Origin of the sequence: Desulfobacter hydrogenophilus (assembly GCF_004319545.1) — a bacterium.
Lineage (GTDB): Bacteria > Desulfobacterota > Desulfobacteria > Desulfobacterales > Desulfobacteraceae > Desulfobacter > Desulfobacter hydrogenophilus.
The window spans coordinates 1,816,764-1,832,097 of sequence record NZ_CP036313.1; the positions used below are offsets into that span (position 1 = coordinate 1,816,764).

At 46.4% G+C, this 15,334-nt stretch carries 14 protein-coding genes; all 14 read right to left on the reverse strand.

Features of this window, described 5'->3' with window-relative positions; genetic code table 11:
* Nucleotides 1-33: 33 nt before the first annotated feature.
* A complete protein-coding gene (locus EYB58_RS07810) occupies nt 34-780 on the reverse strand; it encodes a FliA/WhiG family RNA polymerase sigma factor (protein WP_111954494.1) in 747 nt (248 codons plus the stop codon).
* A gap of 41 nt (nt 781-821) precedes the next feature.
* Nucleotides 822-1,715 (reverse strand): MinD/ParA family protein, encoded by an 894-nt coding sequence (locus EYB58_RS07815; protein ID WP_111954496.1) that lies wholly within the window; start codon nt 1,713-1,715, stop codon nt 822-824.
* On the reverse strand, nt 1,716-2,819 hold the full coding sequence (locus EYB58_RS07820; protein ID WP_111954498.1) for a flagellar biosynthesis protein FlhF: 1,104 nt from the start codon (nt 2,817-2,819) through the stop codon (nt 1,716-1,718).
* Complete coding sequence (gene flhA / locus EYB58_RS07825; protein ID WP_111954500.1) at nt 2,812-4,920, reverse strand: flagellar biosynthesis protein FlhA; 2,109 nt, start codon at nt 4,918-4,920, stop codon at nt 2,812-2,814. The genes EYB58_RS07820 and flhA overlap by 8 nt, the downstream gene beginning before the upstream one ends.
* A 219-nt stretch (nt 4,921-5,139) precedes the next feature.
* Nucleotides 5,140-6,216, reverse strand: a complete 1,077-nt coding sequence (gene flhB / locus EYB58_RS07830; RefSeq protein WP_111954502.1) for a flagellar biosynthesis protein FlhB — start codon at nt 6,214-6,216, stop codon at nt 5,140-5,142.
* A gap of 3 nt (nt 6,217-6,219) precedes the next feature.
* On the reverse strand, nt 6,220-7,008 hold the full coding sequence (gene fliR, locus EYB58_RS07835) for a flagellar biosynthetic protein FliR (protein ID WP_111954504.1): 789 nt from the start codon (nt 7,006-7,008) through the stop codon (nt 6,220-6,222).
* A 33-nt stretch (nt 7,009-7,041) separates the two neighbouring features.
* The gene (fliQ, locus tag EYB58_RS07840) at nt 7,042-7,311 is read right to left on the reverse strand and encodes a flagellar biosynthesis protein FliQ (RefSeq protein ID WP_111954506.1); all 270 of its coding nucleotides are present in this window, start codon (nt 7,309-7,311) and stop codon (nt 7,042-7,044) included.
* Nucleotide 7,312: 1 nt separating this feature from the next.
* Nucleotides 7,313-8,089, reverse strand: a complete 777-nt coding sequence (gene fliP / locus EYB58_RS07845) for a flagellar type III secretion system pore protein FliP (protein ID WP_111954508.1) — start codon at nt 8,087-8,089, stop codon at nt 7,313-7,315.
* A complete protein-coding gene (gene fliO, locus EYB58_RS07850) occupies nt 8,086-8,514 on the reverse strand; it encodes a flagellar biosynthetic protein FliO (protein ID WP_111954510.1) in 429 nt (142 codons plus the stop codon). Before fliO ends, fliP begins: the two co-directional genes overlap by 4 nt.
* Nucleotides 8,511-8,855 carry a flagellar motor switch protein FliN gene (gene fliN / locus EYB58_RS07855; protein WP_111954512.1) on the reverse strand — a complete coding sequence of 115 codons (345 nt, stop codon included), beginning with the start codon at nt 8,853-8,855 and terminating at the stop codon, nt 8,511-8,513. Before fliN ends, fliO begins: the two co-directional genes overlap by 4 nt.
* A gap of 2 nt (nt 8,856-8,857) precedes the next feature.
* Nucleotides 8,858-9,856, reverse strand: coding sequence for a flagellar motor switch protein FliM (gene fliM, locus EYB58_RS07860; RefSeq protein ID WP_111954514.1), 999 nt, complete (start codon nt 9,854-9,856; stop codon nt 8,858-8,860).
* 7 nt (nt 9,857-9,863) lie between these two features.
* Nucleotides 9,864-10,472, reverse strand: a complete 609-nt coding sequence (locus tag EYB58_RS07865) for a flagellar basal body-associated FliL family protein (protein ID WP_242637591.1) — start codon at nt 10,470-10,472, stop codon at nt 9,864-9,866.
* Between the two features lie 597 nt (nt 10,473-11,069).
* Complete coding sequence (locus EYB58_RS07870) at nt 11,070-13,067, reverse strand: flagellar hook-length control protein FliK (protein WP_111954518.1); 1,998 nt, start codon at nt 13,065-13,067, stop codon at nt 11,070-11,072.
* Nucleotides 13,068-13,322: 255 nt separating this feature from the next.
* A complete protein-coding gene (locus EYB58_RS07875; RefSeq protein WP_242637592.1) occupies nt 13,323-15,269 on the reverse strand; it encodes a PAS domain-containing sensor histidine kinase in 1,947 nt (648 codons plus the stop codon).
* Nucleotides 15,270-15,334: the final 65 nt, after the last annotated feature.

Consider the following 15,334-nt stretch of genomic DNA (forward strand, 5'->3'; position numbering starts at 1 on the left):
AAATAAAGCAACGTTCAGGCCAAACAGATCAAATTATTTCCCATAACTATCCAGGCCGACGTGCAGTTTCACCAGAACAGCCGTATGGATCTGACAGATCCTGGATTCAGTCAAAGACAAAACCTCCCCAATTTCTTTCAAGGTCAGTTCGTCATAATAGTAAAGGGAGATAACAATCTGCTCTTTTTCCGTCAATTTTTTGATGGCCTTCACCAGAACGGATTTTAGTTCTGCCCGGTAGAAGTCCTCTTCGGGATTTTCGTCACCCCTGAGACCGGCCTGAAAACGGGTATGGGAAGAGACATCATTTCTTTTCGTCTTTATGAAATCATCCAGACTGAGGACCGCAGCCCCATGGATATCGGTCAGCATTTTCTGGTAAGTTTCCAGATCCACGCCCAAAACCTCACTTATTTCATCGTCATCGGCTGGCCGACCTTTTTCATCCTCAATGGTTTTTGCCGCTCGCGATATGTCCTGAATTTTTTTTCGCATGGACCTTGAATAGGTGTCCATGTTGCGCAATTCATCCAGAATGGCTCCCTTGATACGATACCGGGCATAGGTCTCAAGGCTGACATGTCTGCCCGGATCAAATTTGTCCACCGCATCAATGAGCCCCAGAGAACCTGCTGACATCAATTCGTCAAAAAGCACGCTGGAGGGCAGACGCATGGCAAACCGGGAGGCAATGTACCGGACCAGATACGCGTAATTTACAATACTCTCCTGCCGCCATGCTTCCCACTCCGCCTGATTTTTTTTACTAGGGTATTTCATGGAAATGTTATTGTTTCCTTTTATAAAATGACCATAATCGCTCATTGGGCCGCTGCAAACACCCGGTTCATAAAAAAGGTCAGATTTCCCTGGTTCTGGTTTGTCCTGCTGTCGTTGAGCAGCGTTTTTGCAAGGTCGGACACGGCATCGGCTGCAGGACTGTGCTTTACGGTATCCATAAGGATACTGCGATTTCGTACAGCTTTTTGCAGGGCCGGATCAAAGGGGATATGCCCGCAGTATTCCAGAACCACATTTTTTAAAAATTTATCCATGGCATTGCTCAAGGATCCGTAAACTTTTTTGGCCCCGGTCCGGTTGTCCGCCATGTTTACCACCAACTTGAAATGCTTTATTCCGTATCCTTGGGACATGACCTTCATCAGGGCATAGGCATCGGTAATGGAGGTGGGCTCGGTGGTGGCAACCACGAGGCACTGGTCCGCAGATGCATTAAAATAGAGTACATTGGATGAAATACCGGCCCCGGTGTCCAGTAAAATGATGTCTGCCATATCGGAAAACGCCTCAAATTCAGACAGCAGCGTTAGTTTTTCACCTTCACTGAAACGGGTCAAATCTGCAAACCCTGATCCTCCGGGTAGAATGCCGATGCCATGATCCGTTTTTACCATCACCTGAGACAATGTTTTTTCCCCGGATATTAGATGGCGGATGTTATATTTGGGTCTCAGGTTAAATACGATGTCAATATTGGCTAGACCCACATCCGCATCTATGATCACCACCCGTTTTCCAAGCCGTGTCATGGCAACGGCCAGGTTTCCCACAATATTGGTTTTGCCCACCCCGCCCTTGCCGCTGGTTACCGCAATGACCCTGGGGTATGAACTGCCATTGGAAGCCTTGTTCCGTTCACGTTTTTGCATCGCACTTGTCTTGGCCATCTGCCGCAGTCCTTTTGCCTGATCCACCTAATCTCCTTTGGGCTCTTTTTTTAGAATTATCTTCAAAAGCTCATGGCGGTCCGGGATAATCAAATCCTCGGGCACCTTTTGTCCGTTGGTCACCAATGACACCGGCAAGTCATGGCTTGCCACCTGGTCAAGAATTTTCCCGCATCTTTTTGTTTCATCTATTTTTGTAAACACATAGGTGTCTGGATTGAATACGGAAAAAGCAGATGCCGCTTCCTTCATATTAATCAATTCAGAGGTAACACTCAAGGTTAAATGAACGCTGACCTGGAAATCATTTTTAATCAGCTCAAGGATTTCGTCAATTTTTTCCTTGTCATAATGGCTGTGTCCGGCTGTATCAATAAGTACCAAATCCATGGATTTCATTCGGTCCAGGGCGCATGCCAAATCCTGTCGTGAAAAGGCCGGCACACAGACAAGCCCCATGATCCCGGCATAGGCCTTGAGCTGCTCAAAAGCCCCGATTCTGTAATTGTCGATGGAGACCAGCCCCACCTTCATTTTCCGGGTAAAGCTCAGGCAGGCGGCCAGTTTGGCAATGGTGGTGGTTTTTCCCACACCGGTCGGCCCTACAAAAGCCGCGACCTGGGGAAGCCCGGAAGAATTGCGCCGGGTGAAAAAATCCTTGGTGCGAAATTGATCCAGGCAAAGGCCCATAACTTTTTTTTTCAACTGCTTCATTTGTGTTACCGTATCAAGGCTTTGATCCAGATCAGCGGCTGCTTTTTGAACAAGCTTTGCCGCCAGGCGTTCGCTGACACCGCAGCGAAGCAGGGAGGCCAGCACGCCTACAGATTCGAAATGGTTGCACAAAATGGACTGCACCCCGGAACCAAAACCGGCCACAGAAAGTATGTCCTTTATTTCCGCAATATCTGACTTAAGAGATTCCACATCCTGCAGAATAGGTATTTCAGGCTTATCATCACCGGCCGAAGGGAGTGCCGCCTCAACTTCGAACATGGTCTTTGCGTAGGGATCTTTGGGCGATTTGGGCACCTTTCGGGTGGAAAGGATCATGGCATCGGGCCCCAGCTCTTCCTTGATGCGGGCTAATGCAGCCTGGATATTCGGAGCCCTGAAATTTTTTTTATTCATTCTTTAAACTTACCTTTCCGACAGCCTGCAGATTTATATCATCCACGATCTCTGCGTGGGATACCACAAATACGTTGGGAAGAGACGGCTCAATCAGTCGACGGACATGACGGCGCAATGTGGGTGAGGTCATGAGCACCGGCTGGGTATTCAATGTGATGAGCTTTTCCACCTGTTTGGATACGGCGCCGACAAATTCCGTGATCAGGACAGGCTCTAAAGCCAGGTAGGTACCATGGTCGGTCCGTTTAATATTTTTTGTTAAAATTTCTTCAAGCTTACGGTCCAATGTCATGACCTGCAGCTTTTTACCGGGCTGCAGGTAGGACGCCAGCATGCCTTTGGCAACCCGTTGGCGGACATATTCGGTTAACAGGTCCGGATCCTTGCCTGCCGGGGCGAAATCTGCCAGGGTTTCCACGATGGTTAACAGATCTCTGACCGAAATACGTTCCCGCAGAAGATTTTGTAGCACTTTCTGCACCGCGCCGACACTTAAAAGATTGGGCACCAGCTCCTCAACCACCTTGGGGCTGGTTTTGGCCAGGTTATCCAGAAGATGCTGGACATCCTGTCGGCTAAGCAGGTTGTGGGCATTGTTTCTGATGATCTCCGTCAAATGGGTGGCAATGACCGTTGAGTTGTCCACCACCGTGTATCCGGCAAACTTGGCCTCCTCTTCCCTGGACATGGGTATCCACAGGGCCGGCAGGTTAAAGGCCGGTTCAACCGTCTCAATTCCGTCAATTTTTTTGGCCGCACCACCTGGATCCATGGCCAGATAGTGATTGACCATAAGCTCTGAACCGGCGGCCTCAACGCCCTTGATCATAAGGCGATACTGGGCCGGGCTTAAATTCAAGTTATCCCGGATATGGATGGGCGGCACAATGATACCCATCTCCGTGGCAAATTGTCGGCGGATGGCCTTTATTCGTCCTAACAGCGTGCCGTCCTGCTGTTTGTCCACCAGAGGAATCAAACCATATCCCACTTCCAGTTCCATGGTATCCAGACGCAGCAGATGATCCACATCCTCGGGCTTTCCGGGCGCCTCTTCCTGGGCCTGCGTCTGGGCCTTTTCAATTTTCTGCTGTTTTTCTTCAGCTTTTTTTCCCTCTTGTCCTAAAAAATACCAGGCAATGGTTCCCATGGTAATTCCTAAGGTCATAAAGGGGATGGTGGGCAGGCCCGGAATTGCGCCCATGAGAAAAACAACCACCCCCCCCACCATGACCGGGGTAGTACTGGAAAATAGATGTTTGGCAAAGTCTTGTCCCATCTTGCTTTCTGCGCCGGACCGGGAGACCAGAAGACCTGCTGCCGCAGAGATCAAAAGCGCCGGAATCTGGGAGACAAGCCCGTCACCCACGGTCAGCAGGGTGTAATTGGTCAACGCCTCGCCAAGCGGCATACCCTGCTGCACCACGCCGATGATAAAGCCTGCGCCGATATTAATCAAAGTAATCACAATGCCAGCAATGGCGTCACCACGGACAAATTTGGAGGCACCGTCCATGGCGCCATGAAATTCCGATTCCCTGGCAATGGCGGCTCTTCGCTCTCCTGCCTCTATTTCGTCGATCATACCGGCATTGAGATCTGCATCAATGGCCATCTGTTTGCCGGGCATGGCGTCCAGGGTGAAACGGGCGGCCACCTCTGCAATACGGCCGGCACCCTTGGTGATTACCATGAAATTGATGAGCACAAGGATAATGAAAATAATCAAACCCACCACATAGTTACCGCCCACCACAAAGGCTCCGAATGACATGATGATTGCCCCGGCAGCTTCCGGTCCCTCGCTGCCATGCAAAAGAATCAACCGGGTGGATGCCACGTTCAACGAGAGCCTGAAAAGGGTGAGCATCAGAAGCAGGGAGGGAAAGATACTGAAGTCAAGTGGTCTTTGCGTATACATGGTCGTGATCAATACCACAATGCCAAGGGAAATATTCAGGGCCAGAAAGAAATCAAGGATAATGGGGTGTAAAGGCAGGATCATTGCCATCAGAATGCCGATAAAGGCCAGAACCATCAGAATATCTGATGACTCTTTTTTCATCGTGGCCATTATCCCGACGTTTTCCGTCGCCATGTATCCTCCTTGCTGATAGATGCTTGACATCTGGTGCCAAAAAATTGACTATTGTTTGAAACTAAAGTCACCCATCTGCGGCGTTGCAGAAAAATTTGCAATCCTTACAACCGAGAGGTTGCTCCGGTTACAATTTTTTCTGCGCCTTGCATCTGGGCAACTTTACGTCCAAACACGGGTTTTCGTTCATGCACTATTTATGATTTAACCCGGTTGGGTTTACGTCCCCTGACCGTTCTTAAGCCCGTAAACATAGGCAAGCAGTTCCGCTACAGTCTGGTAATATTCAAATGGAATCTGGTCACCAATATCTACTATTCTATACAAATTTCGGGCCAACGGCTTATCTTCTACGACCGGCACATCATTTTCCCGGGCAATTCTTTTGATATTTTCGGCCACGGCGCCTGCGCCCTTGGCAACAACGCTCGGGGCATCCATCTTTTCTTTGTCATACTGCAATGCTACGGCAAGGTGCGTCGGGTTGGTCACAACCACATCTGCCTTGGGCACGGCTGCCATCATGCGTTTTCTGGCTGCGGCCATCTGAAGCTGACGAATCCTGGATTTAACCGCGGGGTCTCCTTCTGTTTGCTTTCGCTCGTCTTTTACCTCTTTTTTGGTCATTTTCTGGTCTTCTAAAAATTTCCATTTTTGGAAAGAAAAATCCAGAATGGCAACCAAAACCATTACGATACAGACTTTTATAAAAATCCAGAACGATTTAATAAAAAGAAAAAGCAGGATCTGGGCTGTGGAGTTATCGTACAGGGTAAGCACCTCGGATAGGTCTCCCTTTGTGGCCAGATAGCAGACCAGTGAAATTACAGCAAGCTTGAGCAGTGATTTTACAAATTCGACGACGGCCGAGGACGAAAATTTTTGTTTAAATCCGTTAATGGGATTCAGTTTGCTTAATTTGGGTTCCAAGGCTTTCCAGGATATATGGAATCCAACTTGTGCCACGTTGGAAATGACCGCCACAACGCAAACGGCTGTAAATACAGGCAGGCACATCAAAAACATTTTTTTTGCGTGATAAATCAGCATTACGCTCAGATCTGCCGGGCCCAGTTCCGGTACCCGCTTAAAAATAAAATTATAATGAAATATTTCCACGCAGTTCTGATAGAAAAAAAATGCCGTGACATATAAAGCTGTAACACCGCCCAACACGACAAAAACCGAAGGAATTTCCATGCTTTTGGCAACCTGGCCTTCCTCCCTTGCCTTGCTGAGCTTTCGCCCCGATGCGTCCTCGCTCTTTTCGCCGCCACTCTCTGGATCTTCGGCCATCTCTTATCCTCCGCCCATATAAAACAATAATGCCAGAAATAATTTTCTGCACGGTTCAAGGTAATCCCGGGTAACAATGGCGATGATGGGCAGGGTCATGGAAAAAAAAATCAGGCCCACGACGATCTTCACCGGAAACGCCACAATCATGACATTGGTCTGGGGTGAAAATTTTGCAATCAGTCCGAAACCGGTATTGACAAAGGTCAGGGCGGCAATGACCGGAGCACTGATTTTAACGGCAGTCACAAACAACCCGGCTCCCACATCCATAATCCGGGGCATGAGTGCGGAATGCATCACAAACCCGCCCACAGGAACCAGTTCAAAGCTGTCAATCATGGACATAATAATAATATGGTGTCCGTTGAGTACAAGAAAAATGACCAGACAGACCCAGTAACCGATTTGGTCCATAATAGACACATTCTCTCCGCTTTGGGGATCCATGACATTGATCATGGCAAATCCGATCTGAAAGCCGATGACCTGGCCGGCCATCTGGATCCCTGCAAAAAAAATTCTCAGGCAAAGTCCCAGGGTAAATCCCACCAGAATTTCTGCCCCAAACATCAGGCCAAAGGTGGGGACATCCCCTGGAAAACGAGCTGGATCCACAGGTACCACCGTATAAAACAACAGGGTTAAAACCAGGGCAAGCGCAATTTTCAGGCTGTTGAGAATGGCTGATGAGTTAAAAACAGGGAACAAGAATAAAAACACGGATACCCGTGCCAGAACCAGCATAAAGGTTCTAAAGCGAATGGGATCAATGAGATCAAGCAGTTCCAAAGTCGTCCTTTCCTAACCCCAACGTTGGGTAATTTATCTGATATACATGGGAATATTGGTAATAATATTGGTTGTAAAAGCCATCAGCTTTTCCATCATCCACGGGGCGGCAAACAAAAGTCCGATAAACACGGCAAGGATCTTGGGCACAAAGGTAAGCGTCATCTCCTGGATCTGGGTAACCGCCTGGAACACACTGATGGCCAGGCCTGCAATCAGGCCTAGGCCCAGCATGGGCATGGATAAAAGAATCGTCAGGATGATGGACTGTTTGGCAAATGCAATTACAAATTCAGGGGTCATTTTACACTCCAAAGCTTTTAATCATCGAGCCTGCAATCAAATGCCAGCCGTCCACAAGGACAAAAAGCATCAGCTTAAAGGGCAGGGAAATCATAACCGGGGGAAGCATCATCATACCCATGGCCAGCAGCACCGAGGCGACGACCATATCAATGACAAGAAAGGGAACGTACAGAATAAAGCCTATGATAAATGCTGTTTTAAGCTCGGAAATCACATAGGCCGGAATCAGTGTTAAAAGCGACACATCATCCCGGTTTTCAGGTTTTTTTATGCCGGCCTCTTTGACAAACAGGGCTATGTCAGCTTCCCTGGTGTTGAGCAGCATAAATTTTCGTATGGGCTTCTGGGCCTCATCAAAGGCCGTTTCATAGGAAATTTCACGTTCAAGGTATGGGTTTAAGGCTTTGTCATACACCTCTAAAGCCACAGGTTTGATAATAAAAAAAGTCATGAACAGTGAAAGCCCTACAATCACCTGGTTGGGCGGGCTTGACTGGGTACCTATCGCCTGGCGCAGGAAATGAAACACCATCGTTATACGGGTAAAAGGCGTCATGAGGATCAAAATAGCCGGAGCCAGGCTGATGATGGTTAAAAGAGCAATGATTTCAAGGACCACCGCCACTTCTTCGGGCTCCTGGGCTGCGGTGACATTAAGTTCCAGGGAAGGAATAGGGAAGGTGACAGCGCCTGCCGTATCAACAAAACCTGCGATCATCATGGCTGTAACCACAATGAATCCTATCCATCCGGCCGGCCGGGCGTAGTTGCTCATGATATCTCTCCTTTACCGGAATCGTTACGGAGATCGGAAGAATCATTTTTCAAGGGCATTCTCTGCACACCGTTGCCTTTAATTAGACTCTTTTTGAGCAGATTCTGAAATCCTTTGGCCGTTTCGAGGGGTTCTGATGCCGTTGCCGCCTTTGGCGGCTTGTCAAAACGGGCTAAAGACGAAATGCCGGCCGGCGAAACTCCGATAAGAACTGATTCATCCTGGACAGTTACCAGAATCAGTTTTTCTTTGGGGGATAAGTGATGGACGGATAACACCTTTATCAGCGCCATCGAATCTTTGTTTCCGAACCGCCCCGAGAATCTGCGGACAAGATAAAGGGCTATCAGAAAAAAAGCCAGAACGGCAAACAGCATACCGAAACTTTTGCCAAATTCCAGCCACATATCCGCATGCGTATTCATTGATTTTCCGAAGCCAGGGATTTGACACGGTCAATGGGTGTGATTACGTCGGTGAGACGAACTCCGAATTTTTCATTGACCACCACAACTTCTCCCCGGGCAATGAGCTTACGGTTTATATAGACTTCCAAGGGTTCTCCGGCCAGTTTGTTCAATTCAATAATGGACCCTTGGGCCAGTTGCAAAAGATCGTTGACCAACATCTTGGTTTTGCCCAGTTCCACGGAAAGTTCCAAAGGGATATCCAGGATAAAATCCAGCTCCCTTGCGCTATGATCCTCGCTTTGTTCGGATTCTTCCTGTATATCTTCATCATTTATGGTGCTGTTTTCATCAACCATGTTCACCTCTTACAGTCAGTTATAATTTTATCGTTGATTTTAAATGCCTGAAATCCCCGCTGAACACCAATGAAGCCTTTCAGTTTCACAAGCCCTCCCACAAAGCAGGACAACGGATCCGATGCGTCATTATCCAGTTGGATCACATCTCCGGGCTGCATATATAAAAGCCGTTCGCCGGTGATCTCGGTCTTGCCCAAAAGAATTCTTAAATCCACCTCAGAGTTGAGAATGACCTCTTGAATCATTCGCCGCCAGTTATAATCGATTTCTTCAATTTCCGCCTGGACACCGGATGACAGCTTATTTCGCATGGGTTCGATCATGGAATAGGGATAGCAGACCACAAGATTACCTGCGGCCTGTTCCAGTTCAATTTCAAACCGGGTAACAATAACGAGGTCTGTGGGTAGTACAATGGCCGTGAACTGCGGGTTCATTTCCGAACGGATCAGGGATGCTTTTACCGGCTCTATGGGTGCCCAGGACGTTTCAATATTTTTCAGGACGGCCACCACAGCCTTTTTAATCATCACCTCTTCAATTCGGGTAAATTCGCGGCCTTCAACCCTTGCTTTTCCCAAGGCTTCTCCGCCAAAAAAAGTGTCAATGAGGTTATAAACCAGCTGACTTTCAAACACCACCAGACCATGTCCCCTTAACGGCTCCATCCTGAACATATGAAGACTTGTGGGCACAGGTAGGCTGCGGACGAATTCAGAAAACTTCAGGGTATCAAAGGGATTGGCAGATACATCGACATTGGTCCGAAGCAGTGAAGACAGTGTGGCCCGAACTTCCCTGGACAGACGTTCATTAATAACGTCAAAAGTGGGCATTCTTGCCCTGACCACTTTGTCCTGGCTGGTGAAATCATAGGCAACGACCCCTTCAACCGGCTCCTCAGCAATCTCCGAAATATCGGCTTCGGTTTCTACTTCTCCGGAATCCAGTCCGTCTAGTAGACTGTCAACCTCGTCCTGGGATAGAATTTCACTCATGGCACCATCACTGCATTATAAAATTAGTAAAATAAATATGCCTTATGGCAACTTTGGGAAAAATTTGATTAATTCGGTTGAGAAGTGCAAATTTCAGTTTCAGTTTGCCTTGGGGGCTTCGCAGCTCCATCCATCTCATTTGTCGGATCTGGGTTTCAATTATTTTTCTTATTCTGGGCTCCATGGTATACACCTGTCTTCGAAACCCGGGTTCCATCATTTCAAGGGCGATACCAAGGGATATGTAAGGCATATTTGAATCCGGTCTTAAAAATATCTGTTCAAAGGGTTCAAGTTGTACAATATCCTCAAATATTGTTTTGTTCTGGTCTTTCAGGGCTGCCTGAATGCTTTCCGCGGTCACGACATCTTCACCAACCGGTTGTTCAGGGACATCTTTTTCCTTGTCGCTGAACAGAAAAAAGAACACACCGGTACCAATTCCACCCAATAAAAGGAGAAAACAAATCAGAATAATGATCAGTTTTTTTTTCCCTGACAGCAGTTTGCCGATAAATCCATTTTTGACAGCGTCTCCATTTAAATCCCCGCCACCATCGTTTATGGATTCGGCCAGTTTATCACCTTCGATTTTTTCCAGCAGATCTTCAGCCACAATACCTCCCAAAATAATTTGGTCGTTTGCCCAGCCGGCCCTTGCAGGCTGAATCGTGAATATCCTTGATAAATCAGGTTTTATATGAAAGTTCCAATAGGTTACTGAATTATTTTCATACTTTGTTGTGGGTTGAGCCTCGGTATTGATAGACCAAGTCAGCCCATGGCTATTATAAGACAGTCTGTGTAAGCGACACAGGTTTTTCAACTTTCGTTGTAGGCTGAGCCTGGGTATTGATAAACCAGGTCGGCCCATGGCCGTTATAAGAAATGACAGCAAATCTTATGCCAGTCTGTATTGGTTTTTACCTGGATAGTGCGGATAACAAAAAGCGTATGGTAAAGATTATAGGAAAGAAGAATTTTTTGCAAAATTATTTATTTTAGGAGGGCTGAATAACAGCCATGGACGAATTGGGTTTTTCACCGTGGTTCAGCACATAATGAAAGTTGTAAGATCTGTGTAGGTCACACAGACCTTTTTTTTATAAAAAAAGAAACCGAATATAGCCTGCAAGCAATATCCCGGTAAAAAACGTCACTTCTGCCATGGATCTGTCAATGTTTTGACAGATCCATGGCAGAAGTGTGCCTCTTACGCAACAAAGTGCAGCGATCCGCCGTCATTTATAACAGCGGCCTGACCCGTTAAATTATCTGTCGCATCTTCCTGGGTATCGTCACCGGCCCCACGCGTTGCCTGCTTCTTTCCGGCTGACTGATCCTGGGTCCGGGCATCGGCCATGGATTGCTGGAAATCGCTGCTCATATCAACGTCAAAACTCTCAAGATTGATACCCGAGGAGGAGAGCATGGTTTTGATTTCATTGACATTGGCTGCCAGAATATCTTTGGCTGACTGGTGTTCAGTAATTATGCTGACCTTCATGGAACTGCCATTATGGTCAATACTCATGTATACCCGGCCTAATTCAGACGGTTTCAGTTGCATCCGGATGGTGTCGTTACCGGTGTTGATCGACTGAACAATGCTTTTGCCCACTTGCCGGGTGACAAAGTCGGGCAGTGTGGAAAAGGCCTGTTGGGTGCGTTGGGTGCCCGAAGTTCCCAGCGTCGACGTTGTGGTTGATTTCTCTACGCTAAAAATAAAAGGCTGGGTTTCTGGATTTTTGGACGTTGTTTCCCCTGACAGGGAATTGGTGGTGGACGCCATTTTTTCCAGAGCCGCAGCATCGGCCTGGGCTGCTTTGATGGACATCTGTGATGTCGATTCCTTGGTTGTTCCTGCTGTGTCAGAAAAACGGTTGGCTATTTTAAATGTATTATCAGAATTGGTTTCTCCTGTTTGCATATCCGTGGATACCGTATTGCCAACCGCCTGGGTATCAGCCGCTGTTTTTGTGCTCGCGTCACCCCCTCTGATTTGATCCATGAATTGAACCTGTATCCGGCCCTCAATTTCCTTGACCATGGCGTCTGAATTTGCGCTAAGCGTTATGGCGGAATTGACGGTTGTCTCGCTGTCTTCCTGAAGATTCAGTCCGGAAAAAAGCTGGTTTAGCAATCCGTGCCGGCCGGACTGGGTTGCAAGTGCATCAAAAGAATCCGTTGTAAACATGTCTGGTATGGATTGTTCAGTTTGGTCTGATAGATTATCTTCTATCATATCAAGCTTCTGGGCAAAGGCATTGATTAACGTGCTCAGGTTCAAAGGCGTGCCGGATTCTTCAATAAAAGAATCCAGATCAAGCTGTTTTAAAAGGGTGGTATATGCGGCGTCCTCACCATCTGTCTGATAGGTCCGGCCGGATTCATCGGCTGTATTCAAAAGCTGCTCTAACTGTTCGATAAAATCGTCAAAATCAAACCCCCGGCTCCCTTCAGAGGCGTTATCCATGATTGAGGTAATTTGCGGCTCATCCACACCCATTGTTGACAAAAGGGATTTGATATAGGGCAGATCAGAGGTAGGCATGAGCGTCTCTGCCTGGGTGATATCCTCTTCTTCGGCAAGGGGCAGTTCAAACAAATTATCCATGAAATCGGATACGGATATCAGACCGGCTTTCTCTTCAAGGGCAAGGGTCAAATCCGACATCAATGCCTCAACAGACGCCTGGTCAAAACCTGCCTGAACAAGTAGATCGCCAAGGGCTTCAAGCCCGTTTTCATCCAGGGATAGATTGTCCAGATCGCCATTGGAAAGGGATAAAAGCAGATTTTTTAATTCCGTTAGAAATTTTGGGCCTCCGCCATTTTCAAGCACATCTTCAATGTCTGAAATTTTCTGTTTAGTTGTTCGGACAATAAAATTAGATTTTTCCACCGTGGACATTTCAGTGTTCTGTTCACCCGTGGACAGATTGGGCTTTTGCGCATTGGCAAGCGGTGAGGCCTCCGCCTGAACACGAGTATCCCCTGAAAGGCCGACCCCCGTGTTTTTCCCAACGGCGTTGACTTCACTTGTATCTTCCATGCCGGAGTTCTGCGGTATGGCCTTGTCTAACTGCTCTTGAAATGCCGATATCGCAAAACCACTTTTTGTGGAAACTGTGCTGTTGGTTGCTGCCATGAGGGCGTCTGAAGAACTTCCTGTCATTAACGCATTGATGTTTGAAGTATTGGATAACATGCATCACCTTTAATTTAGTGGCCTTTTTCATTCGCTTTACTGTCAAAAAAAAGCAACCATCATGCCAATGAATTAATGCGTAGAATTATATTAATATTTTCAATGTGTTATATGACTAACATCTACGTATAAAATTAAAAATGTCACAGTCATTGGGCAGGAATTTCCCATAAAAAAATCGCAAGGGAAATAATTACCTGTTTTCCTGGTATCTACCCCGGTACACCGGGATGTTAAGGCCATGTTGGTAAACTATTATGAATTTAGCGTTGTTTTCACAGGGGTAAAGAACCGAAAAGTACTCCCCTTACCGCGTTTGTTTTCTACGGTAATGACACCATTGTTTGCCTGTGCAATCCCCAGCACAACAGGTAACTCAAGCCCTCTCCCCGTGGCCTTGGTCGAAAAAAACGGATCGAATATTTTTTCGATGTTCTGTTCCTCAATTCCACAACCGGAGTCGGTGACCTCCAGGCAGGCATAGTCATCTTGCCCGGGCATCCAAGCTACAGGGAAACGATGCTTTTTAGGTATTTCGTTGGCAAGGACAGTCTTTAAACTAAGATAGATGGTGCCTTGTTTTTGATAAGATTCCGCGGCATTGGTAACAAGGTTGGTGACAAGCTGTTGAATTTGATTTTCATGCCCATAAATCATGGGGCCCTGGTTCGGAAAATCTGTTTCCAGAACAATATTTGATGACAATGAGACCCGAAGAAGAGGTATGGTCATACTGCAGACCTTGCCCATATCCATTTGTATTTTTCCAGAAACGTTTTTTCCAAGGTAGGTAAGCATCAAACCATTGACTTTGGCTGCCGTTTGAGCAACCTGCATGGATTTCATTATATTTTTAAGAGGAGATTCCCCCCTCTCGATTAATTTAAGACTCAGCTCCAGATTTCCCATGATCGCCATCAAGTGATTATTGAAGTGGTGAGCAATCGCACCTGCCATTCGGCTAAGACTTTTCTGTTTTTTGAGGTGCCAATTTTGAATCTGCAGTTCTTCCATATCCCGCTGCGTTTTTTTTTGTTCAGTGATATCATGAACAATGGAATGGAGATATTTTTGGCCGTTCATTTCAACACCGCTGCTGAACACCTCAACGTCGCGTATCGAACCGTCGGCCAATCGGTGTTGAAAATCAAAATGAATGCGTTTCTGGTTCTTCGCATTGCTCATTAGCGTTTTAATTTCGTCAAGGGATTTTGTGTTGATTTGATTAATATTCATTTGTGCAAGTGTTGTGCAAGGCCATCCATAGAAATTCTCTGCAGCCTTGTTGGCCGCTATAATACGGCCTGTGTCGGGATCAATAAGGAGCTTGACGGCGGCATGATTATCAAACAGATTTCGAAATGCCTGTTCACTTTTTCGAAGTACTTTTTCTGCATGTTTTCGATCGGTAATATCTATGACATTACCAAGGACTTTTTCAACCGTATCGCCTTTCCAAATAGGTTCGGCTACGGTTTTAATCCATATTTTTTCCCCTGACGATCTTCGAAGTTCAAACTCCAGTTCATACGCAACCCCTTCCTTTTCACATCTATGGAAAGCATCCAATAGTTTGGGTTGGTCTTCAGGGCTATAGCACTCAAGACTTGTATTAATATGGTCAGGCGAACCAGGCTCAAACTGACTTGGCTCAAATCCATGCAGCCGATACAACTCTTTTGTCCAATACATCTTTTGTCGTTCTATATTCCATTCCCAGCCCCCCGTTTTTGCCAAGCGTTGAGTGTTCGCAAGCAGTTGTTGGCTGCGATGTAATTGATCAGATAGCCTTTTGCTGTCGGTAATATCCGTGATGATGTGAATATATTTTGAGGGCCTTCTCCTATAATCGAGAATCGGGTTTACAACGATCTCAAACCATCTCTCATTAATTTGGAGTTCAATAGATTCTTGTTGTAAGCTTTGGCCGGCTTTTAAAACAGGGCAGTCTTTAATCGGTTGGGCAGTGCCATGCACAACTGTCCAGCATTTTTTACCGATTATTTTTGAATCGTTTTTATTGAATAACCGCTCGGCAGCACTGTTGGATTTTAAGATATAGTGATCTTTGTCAATAATCAAAACAGCGGACTTCATGGCATTGAAAGCAGAATACAATTCCTTTTCGGACTTTAATTTCTGATTTTTCGCTGCAGAGTCCCTTAACACTTTAATTTTAATTTTTTTAAATAATGATTCCAACAAAATGTTTTAATTACCGAGAATATTTATGATTTTTGTCAATCCGTTTTTTGATAGCGGCTCAT